Source organism: Deinococcus arcticus (genome assembly GCF_003028415.1).
Lineage (GTDB): Bacteria > Deinococcota > Deinococci > Deinococcales > Deinococcaceae > Deinococcus > Deinococcus arcticus.
In genome coordinates this window covers 102,296-117,449 of record NZ_PYSV01000006.1, presented here as the reverse complement: position 1 = coordinate 117,449, position 15,154 = coordinate 102,296, and the positions used below count along the sequence as shown (strand labels likewise).

Annotated in this window: 14 protein-coding genes; 7 read left to right on the top strand and 7 right to left on the bottom strand. The window is 69.6% G+C overall.

All coding sequences use genetic code 11. The features are described 5' to 3' along the window. Window positions 1-10: 10 nt before the first annotated feature. Window positions 11-814 carry an enoyl-CoA hydratase-related protein gene (locus tag C8263_RS07945; RefSeq protein WP_107137588.1) on the top strand — a complete coding sequence of 268 codons (804 nt, stop codon included), beginning with the start codon at window positions 11-13 and terminating at the stop codon, window positions 812-814. 390 nt (window positions 815-1,204) lie between these two features. Here the strand turns inward: C8263_RS07945 and C8263_RS07940 are convergent, their stop codons facing one another. The 6 genes from C8263_RS07940 to C8263_RS07915 form a co-directional block, all read right to left on the bottom strand. Beyond that, window positions 1,205-1,816, bottom strand: a complete 612-nt coding sequence (locus C8263_RS07940; protein ID WP_107137587.1) for a hypothetical protein — start codon at window positions 1,814-1,816, stop codon at window positions 1,205-1,207. Window positions 1,817-1,925: 109 nt separating this feature from the next. After that, window positions 1,926-3,821 carry an amylo-alpha-1,6-glucosidase gene (locus C8263_RS07935; protein WP_107137586.1) on the bottom strand — a complete coding sequence of 632 codons (1,896 nt, stop codon included), beginning with the start codon at window positions 3,819-3,821 and terminating at the stop codon, window positions 1,926-1,928. 71 nt (window positions 3,822-3,892) lie between these two features. Further along, entirely contained in the window at window positions 3,893-5,428 is a 1,536-nt protein-coding gene (locus tag C8263_RS07930; protein ID WP_107137585.1) for a carbohydrate ABC transporter permease, read from the bottom strand. Continuing rightward, entirely contained in the window at window positions 5,425-6,522 is a 1,098-nt protein-coding gene (locus tag C8263_RS07925) for a carbohydrate ABC transporter permease (RefSeq protein WP_107137584.1), read from the bottom strand. The genes C8263_RS07930 and C8263_RS07925 overlap by 4 nt, the downstream gene beginning before the upstream one ends. 305 nt (window positions 6,523-6,827) lie before the next feature. Continuing rightward, on the bottom strand, window positions 6,828-8,063 hold the full coding sequence (locus C8263_RS07920; RefSeq protein WP_107137583.1) for an ABC transporter substrate-binding protein: 1,236 nt from the start codon (window positions 8,061-8,063) through the stop codon (window positions 6,828-6,830). Continuing rightward, the gene (locus tag C8263_RS07915) at window positions 8,060-9,037 is read right to left on the bottom strand and encodes a LacI family DNA-binding transcriptional regulator (RefSeq protein ID WP_107137582.1); all 978 of its coding nucleotides are present in this window, start codon (window positions 9,035-9,037) and stop codon (window positions 8,060-8,062) included. Before C8263_RS07915 ends, C8263_RS07920 begins: the two co-directional genes overlap by 4 nt. Before the next feature lie 294 nt (window positions 9,038-9,331). Between C8263_RS07915 and rraA the strand changes: the two genes are divergently transcribed. The 5 genes from rraA to rdgB all read left to right on the top strand — a co-directional run bounded on the left by rraA (window position 9,332) and on the right by rdgB (window position 13,573). Then, a complete protein-coding gene (gene rraA / locus C8263_RS07910) occupies window positions 9,332-9,850 on the top strand; it encodes a ribonuclease E activity regulator RraA (RefSeq protein ID WP_107137581.1) in 519 nt (172 codons plus the stop codon). Window positions 9,851-9,883: 33 nt separating this feature from the next. Beyond that, a complete protein-coding gene (locus tag C8263_RS07905; RefSeq protein ID WP_107137580.1) occupies window positions 9,884-10,273 on the top strand; it encodes a YbaN family protein in 390 nt (129 codons plus the stop codon). Window positions 10,274-10,334: 61 nt separating this feature from the next. Next, entirely contained in the window at window positions 10,335-11,348 is a 1,014-nt protein-coding gene (locus tag C8263_RS07900) for an ATP-binding protein (protein ID WP_107137579.1), read from the top strand. A 118-nt stretch (window positions 11,349-11,466) separates the two neighbouring features. Further along, window positions 11,467-12,843 carry a D-alanyl-D-alanine carboxypeptidase/D-alanyl-D-alanine-endopeptidase gene (locus C8263_RS07895; RefSeq protein ID WP_107137578.1) on the top strand — a complete coding sequence of 459 codons (1,377 nt, stop codon included), beginning with the start codon at window positions 11,467-11,469 and terminating at the stop codon, window positions 12,841-12,843. A 124-nt stretch (window positions 12,844-12,967) separates the two neighbouring features. Next, window positions 12,968-13,573, top strand: a complete 606-nt coding sequence (gene rdgB / locus C8263_RS07890; RefSeq protein WP_107137577.1) for an RdgB/HAM1 family non-canonical purine NTP pyrophosphatase — start codon at window positions 12,968-12,970, stop codon at window positions 13,571-13,573. A gap of 72 nt (window positions 13,574-13,645) precedes the next feature. Here rdgB and C8263_RS07885 read toward each other — a convergent pair whose 3' ends face one another. Beyond that, window positions 13,646-14,089: a SufE family protein gene (locus C8263_RS07885; RefSeq protein ID WP_107137576.1), complete on the bottom strand. Its 444-nt coding sequence runs from the start codon at window positions 14,087-14,089 to the stop codon at window positions 13,646-13,648. Between the two features lie 142 nt (window positions 14,090-14,231). On the opposite strand from C8263_RS07885, the gene C8263_RS07880 reads away from it, so the two are divergent. Further along, window positions 14,232-15,092, top strand: coding sequence for a sulfurtransferase (locus tag C8263_RS07880; protein ID WP_107137575.1), 861 nt, complete (start codon window positions 14,232-14,234; stop codon window positions 15,090-15,092). Window positions 15,093-15,154: the final 62 nt, after the last annotated feature.

The following is a 15,154-nucleotide window of genomic DNA, read 5'->3' as shown; positions in this document are numbered from 1 at the left end:
CCTGGGCCCCATGACCAGTGAGCCTGTGACCCATGAGCCCGTGATCCGCACCGAGCTGAAGGCGCACGTCCTGACCCTGACCCTGAACCGCCCCGACAAGCTGAACGCGGCCAATGACGAGCTGCTGCTGACCCTGACCCGCGAACTGCAGCAGGCGGACGCGCAGGCGGCGGTGCGCGTGGTGGTGATCACCGGGGCCGGGCGGGGCTTCTGTGCCGGGCAGGACCTGGGCGACGTGTCCGGGCGCGACATGACCTTCACCGAGCACCTGCACCACACCTATAACCCCCTGATTCGGACCATCCGGGGGCTGGGCAAGCCGGTCCTGACAGCTGTGAACGGGGTGGCGGCGGGCGCGGGGGCCAGCCTCGCCCTGGCCGGCGACATCCGCCTGTGGGCGCAGGGCGCCAGCCTGATTGAGGTGTTTTCCAACATTGCCCTGATTCCCGATTCCGGCAGCACCTGGACCCTGCCCCGGCTGGTGGGCTACCACCGCGCCTTTGAACTGATGGCCCTGGCCGAACGGGTGCGCGCCGAGGACGCCCTGAAGATGGGTCTGTGCGAACACGTGTTCCCCGACGACACCTTCCGGGACGACGTGCAGGCCTACGCCGAGCGCCTGGCCGCCCGCCCCGCCCACGCCCTGAAACTGACCAAGCAGGCGCTGGTGGCTGCCCTGACCAGCACCCTGGACGAGGCCCTGGACCAGGAGGCGATTTTGCAGCAGGTGGCGGGTGACCACTGGGAGCACGAGGAAGGCGTGGGTGCGTTCAAGGCCAAGCGGCCGGCGCAGTTTGTTCGGGAAGAGGGGTAAAGGGAAAAACAGGAAAGGGGAAAGAGGGGGCCACCTCGCTTTCGGGCTTTTGCCAGAGCTGCGCCTGACCCTCCCTGGCTGACAGACGGCGCTATGAAGCCAGGGGCGGCCCCGCCCTCTCGGTCTGCCCAAAGAGACGAAGCGGCAACTGGTGCTGCTCGACCTCTGATACGGATTCCGATTGAATCCAGCATTCTGCTGGATGAAATCCGAGCGGAGCGAGGAGGAGAACAACGGGTTCCGGGCGTGGAGTTGGCAATCCGGTTCTGTTCCGGATTGTGGGCGTTACAGACGGAATCCGTATGAACTCCTCAATTCCTCGACGCTCCAGCCCTCCTCAAGCGCAAAAAACCCAGGCGCCCCACGGGGCGCCTGGGCTCTGGCAAGCCGTTACTTGTCCAGTGGGTCCGGGTTGCGGCTGGCCATCTTGCCTTCCTGAATGGTGTGGTCGTGGCGGAACTGCTTGTCGCGTTCGGCTTCCAGGGCCACGCCTGCACGCTCGTCGCCGGGTTCCAGGCGTTTGTCGCTGTGCTGCATGGTGGGGTCCGGCGTGGTGGGCACGCCAGCGGGGCGTTCGTCGGGGGTGCGGTCGGCCGGGGGCTGGTAGGGGTCGCGGTCATTCATGGTGGCCTCCTGGTGGTGGGGTCGGGGCATGGCGTCGGGCACGGTGGGTTCGGTGGGGGCGCCTGGAGGGGTGGCGGGCGCGGTGCTCAGGCCGCCCTCGGTGGCAGCAGGTTCGGGCTCGCTGTTCAGTTCGGCCATCAGGTGCTCGCGGGCGCGAATCTCGTCTTCCAGGCGCCGCACCTCGTCCTGAATGCCGGACAGCACCTCGGCCGGGGTGCCGGCGTGGTAGGCGCGGCCCAGGCGGGCGTACAGGGCGTCCAGTTCGCGGCCCAGCTGAAAGATTTCCATGCGCAGCCGCGCGGCGTGCGCCACCTCCTCACCCCGGCGCTGCACCCGCTCGGCGCCCCGTTTGACCGTGTTCAGAATGTTGTCCAGCATGCCTGTCAGTGTGCGCCCCGGCCGCGTGAGGTTGGGCCCGGTCGGCTGCAGGAAACCTTAACGGGGGCAGCAGGGGGCCCATGAGCCATGAGCCATTCTGCCGCGTGGCTTAGCCGCTGACCACCGGCTCTGGGGGAAGGGGGGCGGCTTCGGCAGTGCCGTTCAGGAGGGGCCACAGGGCCAGGGGAATGGCGGCGTCCCAGCCCTGGGGGTGGCAGGCGGCGGGGTAGGGGACGGGGGGCGTGCCCTCTTCCCGGGGAAAGCCGGCGAACAGTTCACTCAGGCGGGCGTCGGGGGCGGCGCGCGCGGCGTCGAACAGGGCGCGGGCCACCTGCTGGGCCTGGGCGTGCAGGCCGCAGCGGGCCATGCCCAGGGCCGCCAGTGCGGTGTCGTGCGGCCACACACTGCCGTTGTGGTACGACACCGGGTTGTAGCGCCGCTCCCCGGTGCCCAGGGTGCGAATGCCCCAGCCGCTCCACAGTTCCTGGCCCAGGGCCGAGCGCGCCACCTGCGCGGCGTAGGGCGCCGCCACGATGCCGGTGCACAGCGTATGGGCCGCGTTACTCACCAGCACCCGCAGCGGCTGTTTGTCGCCGTTCAGGCCATGCACGTAGGTGCCGCGCTCTGGCCACCAGAAAGCGCGCTGAAACGCCGCTTGCAGCGCCGAGGCCCGCTCTTCCCACCCGGCGGCGCGCCCGGCCTCGCCCAGCTGGCGGTACATGGCGGCGGCCGCGCGGTAGGCCGCGTAGGCGTAGCCCTGCACCTCTACCACCGCCACATGGCCGCTCACGTCCACGCCCTGCTCGGTGAAGGTCGAGTCGCCGCTGTCTTTCCACACCGCGTTGGCAATGCCGTTGGGGTCCGGGGTGTACTCCAGAAAGCCGTCGCCGTCGGGGTCGCCGTCGGTCAGGCACCACTGCAGGGCGGCCTCCCAGTGGGGGCGCAGTTCGCTGGCCAGGGCCGGGGTGGCCTGGGCCAGTTCGCCCACCAGCCACACGAACAGCGGCGTGGCGTCGGCGGTGGCGTAGTAGGGGCGGTGCGGCGTGCGGCCCAGGCGGGTCAGCTCGCCCACGCGCAGTTCGTGCAGGATCTTGCCGGGCTGTTCCAGGGTCACCGGGTCGTGGCGCTGGCCCTGGTGGGCAGCCAGAAAGCGCACCACGGTGTGGGCCAGCTCGGGCAGGTGGGGATGGACCATCAGGGCCATCAGCATGGAGTCGCGCCCGAACGGCGCCACGAACCAGGGCAGGCCCGCCGCCGGAAAGGGGCCAAATTCGGTGGGAAAGCTCAGCGAGCGCAGATCGGCCACGCTGCGCTCCAGCACCTGCTGGTCGGCGGGATCAGGCAACTGCACCCGCGCGCGCCACTGGCCGGCCAGCGCCGCGTACTCGGCCAGACGCGCCGCCGGGTCGCCGGGGGTGGGGGTCTCGTCGCCCTGCAGCGCAAAGACACTCACCTGCACGGCCGTTTCCTCGTTGGCCAGCGTCCAGACCAGGGCCTCGCCGTCCCAGGTGGCGGGGGGGCTGCTGTGCACCACGGTGCGGCAGCGCAGACCGTCGCCCGCCGTGTAGGCAAAGGTCACACCCTGTGGGGTGGCCTGGGCCTGCACGGCGCGCTCGCCCAGGCCGCCAGGCCAGCCGCGCACCTCGAACATGTCCAGGTAGTCGGCCGCCAGGTACAGCTTCAGTTCCTGGGCACCTCCGGCCCGGTAGCGCGTGACGTGCAGGGTATCGCGCAGTTCGGTGCCGGTCAGGGTCAGGTCGCGGCGCAGGCCCGCTTTCATGGTGTAGCCCACGTTGGCGTTGGCGCTCTGTTCGTGCAGCCAGCAGGGCGCGCGTTCCTGCTGCATCAGCGGCTGCGGCGGCTGGCCGTCCAGGTGCCACTCGTAGCGCGAGAGCACCCGCGTGTCGCGGCGGTACAGGCCGCTTTCGCCCTGGGCCACGGCGTACTGGGCGTCGCCCACCAGATAGAGGTCGTTGTCTTTGAGAACTGTGCGCGTGTTGAGCATGAATGTCCTTGCCGGCAAAGCGTGGGGCCGGAAGAGAAAGGATGAGGAACGGGGAAAAGGGGCGGGGGGCCTCAGCCCTTTACTGCGCTGTCGGCTCCGGTGTCCACGAAGTAGCGCTGAAACACCACAAACAGGATGATCACCGGAATGGCGCTGAGCACGGCGCCCGCCAGAATCAGGCCGTAGTCGCCCTGACCGCCGTACAGTTCCCGGAAGTTGGACAGCCCCACGGTCAGGGTGAAGCTGCTGTTCTCGCGCAGAATCACCAGGGGCCAGAAAAAGTCGTTCCAGGCGCCCTGAAACTGGGTGATGGCCAGGGCGATCAGCGCCGGGCCCGCCTGCGGCAGCATCACCCGGAAGAAGGTGGTCAGGGTGCTTGCGCCGTCTATGGCGGCCGACTCTTCCAGTTCGCGCGGCATGCCTTCAAAGAATTGCTTCATCAGAAACACGCCGCCGGCCGCCACCAGCCCGCTTAGCCACAGGCCCCAGATGTTCAGCAGGTTCAGGTCCTTGAGCAGCACGTAATTGCTGACCAGATTGACCTGACTGGGCACCATTTGCACGAACAGCACCGCGCCCAGGAAAATCAGGTTCTTGCCGGGAAAAGTCATGCGGGCCAGCGCGTAGCCCGCCAGTGAGCAGAACACCACGGCCGCCGCCACGCGCAGGAAGGCGTACAGAAAGGAATTCATGACCCAGCTGAAAAACAGGCTGCGGCCCGACTTGCTGTCGCGGGTTTCGTTGAAGGCGCGGCGGTAGTTGTTGAAGCTGTAGCCCAGCACGCCGGGCGTGACATTGCGGTAGGCAAACGAGCGCCCGAAGTTCTGGCGGTCGCTGGGCGGCAGGGTGCTGCCCACGATGCTCTGGCCGCGTTGCACGTCCACCTGCAGCGGCGTGCGCTCGAACAGCGGGCCGCGCAGCGTGTAGCCGGCCGCGCCGCGCACAAGTTCAACAGCCTGCCCCTCGTTCAGTTCGTACTGCTTGGCCTGGGCTTCTGGCGTGTCCAGGGTCACGGGCACCACCTCGCCGCCGGGCAGCTGGGCGCGCAGATTGGCGTCGGGGGCGCTCAGCACCGCGCGCACCGTCTGGCCGCTCTGGCGGGTGAGCACCGGGCTCTGCACCGTCACGCGGTAGGTGCGGGTGTCGCCGCTGCGGGCCACCTCCTCGGTCTTCAGGGCGGCGTAGTCTCTGGCCTGGGCCTGCCGGGCAATGGCGACCAGGCTGACCGGCTGGTAGGGAAACAGGGCCACGGTGGGGGGGGTCTGCGGCGCGCCGGGCGGTGACTTCACGCTCACCTCGAAGCTCACCTGGCGCCCCGGCGTCAGGCCGCCCTGCCAGCCGTCGCCGCTGCCCTGCACGCCCAGCGACCACGCCCGGCCAATGAACTGCGGGGTCAGCTGCGGAATGTTCAGGGTGGGCGGGTACTCGTTGGGGTTGTCCTTCAGGGAACTGAGCAGCCCGGTCACGAACGGCCCCAGGAAAAAGAAACTCATGACCAGCATGAAGGCGTACAGCCAGCCCGCGCGGGCCCAGCGCCGCCGGGCCAGCCAGCGGTCGCGGGCCTGGGGGGTCTGGTGGGCGGGAACCTGCTCCAGCGCCGCCGTCATGTCGCCTCCGAGGGAAAGAAGCGGCGCTGCACAAAGACCATCGCCAGAATAATCAGCGCCAGGATGATGGCCGCCGCTGACGCCATGTTCACGGGCGCGGCCCCGGCCTTGAAGGTGTTGCTGTACACGTAATAGGCCAGCGTCACCAGCGTGTCCGGCGGCGCTGCGCTGCCAATCACCGCCACCTGGTCGAACATCTGCATGGTGCCAATCAGTCCCACGGTCACCACGAAAAAGGTCACCGGGCGCAGCATGGGCACTGTCACGCGCGTCAGCTTCTGCCAGGGGGTGGCGCCGTCAATGTCGGCGGCCTCGTACAGCGCGCCGGGAATGTTCTGCAGCCCCGCCAGGAAAAACAGCATGAGGGTGGGGATGGTGGTGAAGGTGTTCTGAATGATGATCACCAGCAGCGGCACGCTCAGCACCCGCACGCCGCCCACCTCAATCCACTTGTCGGCAAAGTACTGGTAGTCAAAGGGCGGCACCTCGCGCGCGCCCACCACGCCGGTCCAGGCCAGCAGCGCGGTCACGGCCAGCGCGCCCAGGGCGCTCACGGCGGCCAGCGCGGGGTCCAGCCACCCGGCGGGCAGGCGCCGCGCGCGTTCCCACAGCACCTGGCCGAGTTGCAGGGCCAGCAGCACGCCCAGGAAGGTCAGCACCAGCGGTTGGTAGATTTGCCACTGGGTGATCAGGTAGTTGGCAATGCCCCGGCGCTGAAACAGCCACAGAAAAATCAGGGTGATGACCACCGAGGACGTGATGCTGGGCATGTACCACGCCGAGCGGAAAAAGCCCATGCCCCGGATCTTGTTGTTCAGCGCCACGGCCATCAGCAGCGCGCCGATGGTCTGCAGCGTGGTCGTGACCAGGGCGAACACCAGACTGTTGCCCAGCGCCCGGCGAAACGACGGGTCATTCAGCACGTCGGCGTAGGGCTTCACGCCAATCAGTTGCGGCGTGTTGAACAGGTTGAAGTCGGTAAACGAGTAGTACAGCGCGCGCCCGAAGGCATAGAAGAAAAAGACGGCCGTGGTGATCAGAAACGGCGCCAGAAACAGGTAGGCCGTGGAGGTCTGCGAGCGCTGCTGGCTCATGTGGACCCCCGCGCGGCGCACAGGCGGCGCAGGTGGGGCAGCGTCCGGCCGCCGGCCAAGGGAACAGCGGCGGCTGTCCGGGAAGGGCACTGGAACAGCGCCGAAGGCGGGGACCATTCCCCTTCTTCCCGGATGTTCCGGAGATGAACGGACTCCGTATGAGGCTGCTGGCTGGGCATAGACGCCTCCGGGCAGAACACAGGCAAGAGAGCACAGGGCCAGGAACACAGGGCCGGGAACACAGAGAAGGTGGGGTGGGGACAGCCCCCGTGGACCGCCCCCACCCCGGACAGGCGCCCAGCCGCTTAGCGGTTCTGGAAGGCGTTCATGTCGGCCTGTGCCTTTCTCAGCGCGTCGGCGGCGCTCTTCTGGCCGCTCAGCACGGCGGCCAGCGCCTCGTTGATCGGCTTGCTCCAGTCGGCGCCCTGGGGCCCGAAGGTAAAGGCGCGCACGTTGCCGTCGTCGGCGCCGTCGAAGACCAGGCGGCTGTTCACGGCGCCGGGGTCGGTCTTCTTGAAGTAGGCGTTGTTGGTCAGGGCGGTGCGGCTGGGAATGGCCAGGCCCTGTTCCAGCACGTACTGCTGCACCTGCGGGCTGGTGAGGATATTCAGCACCTTCAGCGCGGCGGCGCGGTTCTTGGTGCCGGCGTTGATGGCCCAGCCCACGGTGTACAGGAAGTTGCCGCGTTTGCCCGTCTTGGTGTTCTTGGGCATCAGCGCGGTGCCGAATTTCAGGTTGGGGGCGTTGTCGCGCAGGAAGTTCACGACCCAGCTGCCCTCAATGCCCACCGCCACCTTGCCGGTCTTCAGGCAGCCGCCGGTCCAGCCCTCGCTGACCTCGCTGGGCTGCACGCCCACCTTGTTGCGGGCCAGGCCGGTGTAGAAGTTGAACGCCTCGGCAAAGCGGGGGTCGGCCAGGTTGGTCTTGCCCCTGGAATCAAACTGGTTCCAGCCGGTGGCAAACGCAAAGGCGCCGAAGCGGTCCCAGTTGGGCTGCAGGCAGATGCCCGCGTAGTCGGGGCCCAGTTTCTGCTTCAGGGTGGTCAGCTTGGTCTGCAGCGTGGCCCAGGTGTCGTTGTTGTTGGGGTAGGCCACGCCCGCCTCGTCGAACAGGTCGCGGTTGTACACCAGGGTCAGGGTGTTGAAGTCCTTGGCCACGCCGTACAGGCGCCCATTGCGGGTAAAGGCGGTGTTCAGGCTCTTGATAAAGGGGCTGGTGTTCACCAGACCGTTCAGCGGCAGCACCTTGCCGGTGGCGACGAAGCCGTCCAGCGTCTCGGCAGGCAGGTAAAACACGTCGCCCGCGTTGCCAGCGGCCAGCAGCGTGGTCAGGGACTTGTTGTAGTCACCCTGCAGCGGCTCGTAGGTCACGGTGATCCGGTCCTTGGCCAGCGCGGGCTTCACAAAGCGGTTGATCAGGTCACCCACCACGGCCGGGTCGGTGCCGCCGTACCCGTTGATCTTGATGGTGGTCTGCGCCTGCGCGGTCTGCGCGGCAGCAGCGACAAGCACGGCGAGGCTGAGAATCAGGGTCTTTTTCATGGCGTCCCTCCGGGGGGTGGCGCAACAGTGGCGCCGGGCGTCAGTTGCACGGGAATGAATTCGCCCCGCGCGGGCAGGCCGCTGATGGCTTCCTGCACCAGGGTCAGGGCGGTGGCGGCAATACGGGGAATGTCCTGCGCCACGGTGGTGAGCTTGAGGGGAATGGGCAGTTCGGGCAGGCCGTCAAAGCCCACCACGCTGACTTCATGGGGCACGCCCACGCCCAGATCGTCCAGCGCGGCCACAGCGCCAGCGGCGCTCTCGTCGCTCTGGGCAAACAGGCCGGTGAAGCGCAGCCCCCCCTCCCAGGCGCGGCGCACGGCCCGGTAGCCGCCCAGCACGGTGAAATCGCTGGGAATGGTGTGCAGGCTGGCCCCGGCGGCGCGCGCCGCGTCACGGCAGCCGTACTCGCGGTCCTGGGCCACCTGACTGGGGCCGGCGCCCAGGTACGCCAGCTGGCGGTGCCCCGCCCCGGTCAGCTGGCGCGTGGCCAGCCGGGCGCCCCCCACGTCGTCGGGCGCCACCCAGAAGGCGCCGGGCTGGTGCCCGATCAGCACGGCGGGCACGCCCTGGGCGGCCAGATAGCTCAGGCGGGGATCGCCGTCCACCGCGTGCATGACCAGCACGGCGCTGGGCAGCCGGGTCATGCCCTTGAGATCGGCGCGCAGGTCCACCAGTTGCACGCCCTGCGGCGCGGTCTGGCTTTCCAGGGCCCGGCGGAACAGCACGTGGTAGGGGTGCAGCAGGGGGTCGTCGCGGTCCAGCGACAGGCCCAGGGTCTGCCCGGTGCGCCAGCTCAGGTGCCGGGCCGCCGGGTCCGGCGCGTAACTCAGCTGGGTCATGACCTCCTGCACCCGTTGCCGGGTGCGCGCCGCCACCGTGCTGTGGCCGTTGAGTACGCGGCTGACCGTGCCCTTGCTGACGCCGGCGGCGCGGGCAATGTCGTCAATGGTGGCGCGGGTCGTGTGGATCATGGCTCCGATTCTGGCGGGCACCGGCCGCGACCGGACGAGAGGTCAGGAAGGAGGGCAGATTGTAACCGGTTACAACAGGAGCGCGAAAGCAGACGGGGGACAGCCGTGTGGGCAGGCCAATGGAAAGATGGACCCAGCGGCCCAGACAGAATGTAAGCGGTTACAAAACCATCGTACTCCGGAAACGGGCTGTGTCAAGCCACCGCCGTCATGTCGGGGAGCGCCGCACGGGCTCAACCCTGTTGTTCCCGGCGGAGTACGCCGCCCGGTGGCCCCGGCCTGCTTCACTGGCGCATGACCGACCTGCACCCCGGCCCAGAGCTGCCCACCCAGGACCTGCCCACGCAGGATTTGCCCACCACCGACCTGAGCGACCTGTACCCGCAGGCGCAGGTGCTGCTGCCGCTGCTGGCGGACTTCGGGGGCCGCGCCCGCTTTACCGGCGTGGCGGTGACGCTGCGGGTCCACGAGCACAACCCGCTGGTGCGCGCGGCCCTGGATACGCCCGGCGAGGGCCGCGTGCTGGTGGTGGACGGTGGCGGCAGCCTGAACTGCGCGCTGCTGGGTGGGTTGCTGGGCGCCCTGGCCGTGAAGAACGGCTGGGCCGGGGTGATCGTGCATGGCTGCGTGCGCGACACCGCCGAACTGCGCTGCCTGCCGCTGGGCGTGCGCGCCCTGGCCGCCCACCCCCGGCGCAGTGGCAAGGCGGTGCAGGGCGAGCATGGCGTGCCCGTGACCTTCGCCGGCGTGACCATCCGCCCCGGTGATCACCTGCACGCCGATGAAGACGGCATTGTGGTGCTGCCTGCCTGAAGCGGGCGCCCGCTGGGCTAGGCTGGGGCCCATATGGCCGCCCTGCCCCCTGCGCCGCCTCGCCGCCGGCCCCTGTGGGTGGCGCTGGGCTTTGTTCTAACGGGCCTGGGCGTGCTGGGGCTGCTGCTGCCGGGGCTACCGGGCACCGTGTGGTTTGTGCTGGCCGCCGCGTGTTTCTCGCGCGGGGACCCGCGCTGGGAGGCGTGGCTGCTCTCGCGCCCGTTGGTGGGGCCCCTGGTGCAGGACTACCGCGCGGGCCGGGGCATGCCGCTGCGGGCCAAATGGATCGCCTGCGCCTGTATTGCGCTGGCGGTGGCCTTCAGCGTGGAGCGGATTCCGGTGCTGGCCGGGCAGGTGGTCTGGGTGCTGCTGGGGGGCCTGGGCGTGCTGTACATCACCCTGCGGGTGCCCACCCGGCGTTAAGGCAGGCCGCCCCGCACGCGGCCACGGTTGGTCCTCCGGGGGCTCGCATAGACTGGGCCGCATGCTTGACGGAGTCCTGGCCCGCCTTGACGAGGCCACCAACCCCCTGCCCCGGTTCACCGCGCCGCGCTGCCTGCTGGACCGGCAGGCGGTGGGGGGCTGCGACGCCTGTCACGCCACCTGCCCGCACGGCGCCATCACCCTGGGGCCGCTGGGCCAGAGCGTGCAGATTGACCCGGCCAGGTGCACCGGCTGCGGCCTGTGCGTACAGGTGTGTCCCAGCGGCGCCCTGGAGTACAACCTGGAACCCGCCCTGCACAGCGTCAAAGACCAGCAGGCCCCGGAGAGCCGCTCTGGACCGGACGCCAGCCTCACCTGCGCCCAGAGTGGAGCGGGCGGGCCCTCGCTGCCCTGCCTGGGGCGCGTGACCCCGGCGCTGCTTTCGGTGGCTGGGGCCTGGGGCGCGCCGCTGACCCTGCTGCACGGCGACTGCGCGGCGTGCCCGGTGGGCGCCCCCGATGTGCCGGCCCGCCTGGAACGCGTGCTGGAAGAAGCCCAGCGCCTGCGTGCGCCCACCGGGCAGCCCGCCCGGGTGACCATTCGCCGCGCGGCCCCTGAAGACACGGCCCGGGCCCTGACCGTTTCGCGCCGGGGAGCCTTTGGGGCCCTGTTCCGTGCCGGCAAGCAGCATGTGGCCCAGAGCCTTCCCGAGCAGCCGCTGCCCTTCGTGGACTGGAGCGTCCCCGAGGACCGCACGCCGCAGGAGTGGGTGTGGCGCGCGCGCAGCCTCAAGCCTGCTCCCCCACCAGACGCCGCTATTACTTGGCCGGCCCCGCTGGTAGACGACACCTGCATTGACTGCCCCGTGTGCGCCAACGTGTGCCCCACAGGCGCCATCACCCGCGACCTGCAGCCCGACGGAGGCGTGCAGCTGCTGCTGAACCTGGGCGCCTGCACCGGCTGCATGGCCTGCCTGCATTCGTGCCCCCCCCAGGCCATTCACGCCCAGTCCCACTGGCGCCCGGCGGCCTTTGCCGCGCCCCTGCTGCTGCGGGAAAGTGACACGGTGATGTAGAGGAGGGAGGAGGCGGTCGGCAGGGGGCAGTGCGCGGGAAAGGCCGGGCTTGACAGGGTCAGCGGCCCGCTCTCTCTCCTGACCGCCTCCTGCCTCCCGCTCCACTATCCTGTCCCCCATGCGCCGCCTCGCCCTGCTGGTTCTGTGTCTGCTGAGCGCGGGGGCCCAGGCGCCGGAAGCGGGCGACGCCGTGCGGCTGACGCGCGAACCGGGGCTGAGTGCGCCCGTGCGCGGGGTGCTCCTGGGGCTGCCGCCGGGCGTGCGGGCGGGGGTGCTGGTGGTGGACCTGCGCACGCGGGCGGTCCTGGAAGCCCAGGCCCCCGATACCCCGTTCATTCCCGCGAGCACGGTCAAGCTGATCACGGCGGGCAGCGTACTGGACGACCGGGGCGGGGCTCTGGGCGCCTGGACCACCGAGCTGACGGTGCCGGCAGGGCAGGTGGGCCGGGCGCAGGTGTCGCACCTGACCCTGCGCGGCAGTGGGGACCCCACGCTGGCAGTGAGTGGCCGCTACAGCCTGCGGGCGCTGGCCCGGCAGGCGCGGGTGCATGGGGTGCGGCGGGTGGGCCGGGTGCAGCTGGACGAGCGCCCCCTGGACCCCCAGAGCTGGGCCGGGTTGCCGCTGGGGGTGCCCATGACCGCGCTGCGCCTCTGGGAGTGGCGCCGCCGACCCCCAGCCAGTGTCAGCGAGGCGCGGGCCCGGCTGGGCGCCGCCCTGGTAGAGGAACTGCGCCGCGCGGGGATCACGGTGGCCTCAGCAGAGATTGGCCGCGCGGCGCCCTACCGGCCCTACGTGCCCCCCGCCCGCACCGACGAACAGGGCCGCCCGCTGCCGCCCGATCCGTTCATTCCCGTCACTCGCCGCCCCGAGCAGGGCGTGGCCAGTGTGCGCAGCGCCTCGCCCGCCCGGGTGCTGGCCGCCATGCTGCGCCCCAGCGACAACCTGCGCGCCGAGGAACTGCTGTCCACCCTGGCCCACCGCCCCGGGGGCAACGGCGCCCTGGGGGGCGCCCTGGCCCGCGAGCGGGCGTGGCTGCGCCGCCTGGGCGTGGACCTGCGGGGGCTGCGCCTGGCCGACGGCAGCGGCCTGAGCCGCGACAACCGCCTCTCGGCGCGGGCCCTGGTGGCGGTGCTGCGCGCCCAGTACGATCTGCCCCATCCCCTGCCGGGGCGCGCGGGCCTGCCCGCTTCCCTGTACCGCACGCGCGGCAACGCCTTTATTGAGGCGCTGCCCCAGGCTGGCACCGGCGAAAACGTGCCTGAGCACGACGGACGCGGCGGCACGCTGGCGCGGCGGCTGGTGGGCGCGGAGCTGGACGTGCGCGCCAAGACCGGCACCCTGCCCGGCGTGAGTGCCCTGGCCGGGTATGTCACGGGCCGCAGCGGGCATCCGCTGGCCTTTGCCATCCTGATGAACGGCCCCGACAGTACGCCCATCCTGACCCTGCGCGCCCTGCAGGACGACCTGGTGCGTGAACTGGCGGCGGCCCACTGACCGCCTCCTGAACGCCAGCCGGACAGCGGTGCCCCCACCAGGACCCCCCGGCCGCGCACGTGGAGTTCTTCACACCGCGTTCCAGGCATCGCCTAGACTCGGGGGCGTGATGAACGACGCAGGAATGAAGGTCATGCTGGCCACCGGCAATGCCGGCAAGGTGCGCGAAATTCAGGAAGCGCTGTCCGGCCTGAACTGGACCCTGACCACCAGCAGTGGCCTGCCGCTGCCCGAGGAAACCGGGCGCACCTACGAGGACAACGCGGCCCTGAAAGCCTGTTTCGTGGCCCACATGACCGCCATGCCCGCCCTGGCCGACGACAGTGGCCTGGAAGTGGAGGCCCTGGGCGGCGAGCCCGGCGTGTATTCGGCGCGCTATGGCAACTGGAACAGCGATGTGGAGCGCAATGTGTATCTGCTGGACAAGCTGCGCGGGCAGACCAACCGCCGCGCCAGGTTCGTGTCGGTGGTGATTCTGGCCCACCCGGACGGGCATGTGGAAACCTACCGGGGCGAGCTGCAGGGCACGCTGCTGGAAGGCCCGCGCGGCGAGAACGGCTTCGGCTATGACCCCCTGTTTGTCCCCGACGGCCATACACGCACCCTGGCCGAGATGACAGTGGCCGAAAAGCGCGCGGTCAGTCACCGGGGGCAGGCCCTGGCCGCCCTGGCCCAGGCCTACCGCGGTGGCCCCCCGGCCCGCCCGGTGCCCCCCAGCGGCGAGGAATAAAGCCCGGCGGTCTAAAAGGCCGCAGAGGCCACCCCAGTCTGGCGGTGGCCTCTGCTGTGTGCAACGGGATCTCTAGCTCTGGGCGTGCTCCCGCACCTCATTTTTCAGCCGCATCAGGATTGCTCCCATTCCCCGCAGCCGCATGGGCGTGATCAGCTCGGTCAGGCCCATATCCATGTAGAACTGGTCCGGGATCGTCAGGATCTCCTCGGGCCGCGCGCCGTCCAGGGCCTCATGCAGAATGCCCGCGTAGCCGCGCACGGTGGGGGCTTCTTCCGGCACCTTGAAGTACAGGTGCATGCCGCCGGCCTCGTCCTGCTCGGTCACCAGGAAAAAGGGGCTGGTGCATTCGGGCACCGGCTTCAGGAATTCGGGGTGTTCCAGGTATTTCTCCGGCAGGCCGGGCAGCTTCTTGCTGTATTCCAGCAGCGCCTGCAGGCGCAGCGGTTTGGGGGCGCTGCGAAACAGACTCACAATGCTCTGCAGCTTCTCGGGCAGGGGCGCGCTTTCGCTCATGTCCGCCACTGTAGCGCCCGCCCTGGCGGGGGAATGGGGTGGGCTGTCCAGTTGACCACTTTTGTCAATAACTGCCGCTCAGGGTTACAATCCGGGGGCACAGCGGGCATTTCCCCGAGCGTCACCCACAGGAGGCACACACATGGACTACGCAAAAGACGTACTGGTCAGCACCGACTGGGTCGCCCAGAACCTGAACACCCCCGGCATCCGCCTCATTGAAGTCGACGAGGACATTCTGCTGTACGACACCGGCCACATCCCCGGCGCCGTGAAGCTGGACTGGCAGACGGACCTGTGGCACCCCGTGGAGCGCGACTTTATTACCCCTGAGGAGGTCAGCGCGCTGCTCTCGCGCCTGGGCATCGGGCCCGACGATCAGATCATCCTGTACGGCGACAAGAGCAACTGGTGGGCCGCCTACGCCTACTGGTTCCTGTCCTACAGCGGCGTGAAGAACCTGAAGCTGATGAATGGCGGGCGCCAGAAGTGGATTGCCGAGGGCCGCGAAACCACCACCGACGCGCCGCAGGTGCAGGCCACCCAGTACCCGCAGCTCACCCGCGACGAGTCGCTGCGCGCCTTCCGCGACGAGGTCAAGGCCCACCTGGAGAGCGTCAGGAGCGGCAGCGGCGCCCTGGTGGACGTGCGCAGCCCCGACGAGTTCAGCGGCAAGGTGACCCACATGCCCGCCTACCCCCAGGAGGGCGTGCTGCGCGGCGGCCACATTCCCGGTGCCCGCTCCATTCCCTGGGCCCGCGCCACCAACGAGGACGGCACCTTCAAGAGCGCCGAGGAACTGAAGGCCCTGTACGCGGGTGAAGGCGTGACCCCCGACAAGGACGTCATCGCCTACTGCCGCATTGCCGAGCGCAGCAGCCACAGCTGGTTTGTGCTGCGCGAGCTGCTGGGCTACCCCAGGGTGCGCAACTACGACGGCAGCTGGACCGAATGGGGCAACGCCGTGGGCATGCCCATCGAGAAGACCTACAGCGAAGCGTAGGGGTCGCTGTTTGAAGGCGGTCAGTCCTGTCCGGGCTGGCCGCTTCTGCCGTGTACGCTGGC

Coding starts and splice junctions, on each gene's coding strand:
- C8263_RS07945 (WP_107137588.1), top strand. CDS start 11: ATGACCAGTGAGCCTGTGACCCATGAGCCCGTGATCCGCACCGAGCTG.
- C8263_RS07940 (WP_107137587.1), bottom strand. CDS start 1,816: ATGCTGGACAACATTCTGAACACGGTCAAACGGGGCGCCGAGCGGGTG.
- C8263_RS07935 (WP_107137586.1), bottom strand. CDS start 3,821: ATGCTCAACACGCGCACAGTTCTCAAAGACAACGACCTCTATCTGGTG.
- C8263_RS07930 (WP_107137585.1), bottom strand. CDS start 5,428: ATGACGGCGGCGCTGGAGCAGGTTCCCGCCCACCAGACCCCCCAGGCC.
- C8263_RS07925 (WP_107137584.1), bottom strand. CDS start 6,522: ATGAGCCAGCAGCGCTCGCAGACCTCCACGGCCTACCTGTTTCTGGCG.
- C8263_RS07920 (WP_107137583.1), bottom strand. CDS start 8,063: ATGAAAAAGACCCTGATTCTCAGCCTCGCCGTGCTTGTCGCTGCTGCC.
- C8263_RS07915 (WP_107137582.1), bottom strand. CDS start 9,037: ATGATCCACACGACCCGCGCCACCATTGACGACATTGCCCGCGCCGCC.
- rraA (WP_107137581.1), top strand. CDS start 9,332: ATGACCGACCTGCACCCCGGCCCAGAGCTGCCCACCCAGGACCTGCCC.
- C8263_RS07905 (WP_107137580.1), top strand. CDS start 9,884: ATGGCCGCCCTGCCCCCTGCGCCGCCTCGCCGCCGGCCCCTGTGGGTG.
- C8263_RS07900 (WP_107137579.1), top strand. CDS start 10,335: ATGCTTGACGGAGTCCTGGCCCGCCTTGACGAGGCCACCAACCCCCTG.
- C8263_RS07895 (WP_107137578.1), top strand. CDS start 11,467: ATGCGCCGCCTCGCCCTGCTGGTTCTGTGTCTGCTGAGCGCGGGGGCC.
- rdgB (WP_107137577.1), top strand. CDS start 12,968: ATGAAGGTCATGCTGGCCACCGGCAATGCCGGCAAGGTGCGCGAAATT.
- C8263_RS07885 (WP_107137576.1), bottom strand. CDS start 14,089: ATGAGCGAAAGCGCGCCCCTGCCCGAGAAGCTGCAGAGCATTGTGAGT.
- C8263_RS07880 (WP_107137575.1), top strand. CDS start 14,232: ATGGACTACGCAAAAGACGTACTGGTCAGCACCGACTGGGTCGCCCAG.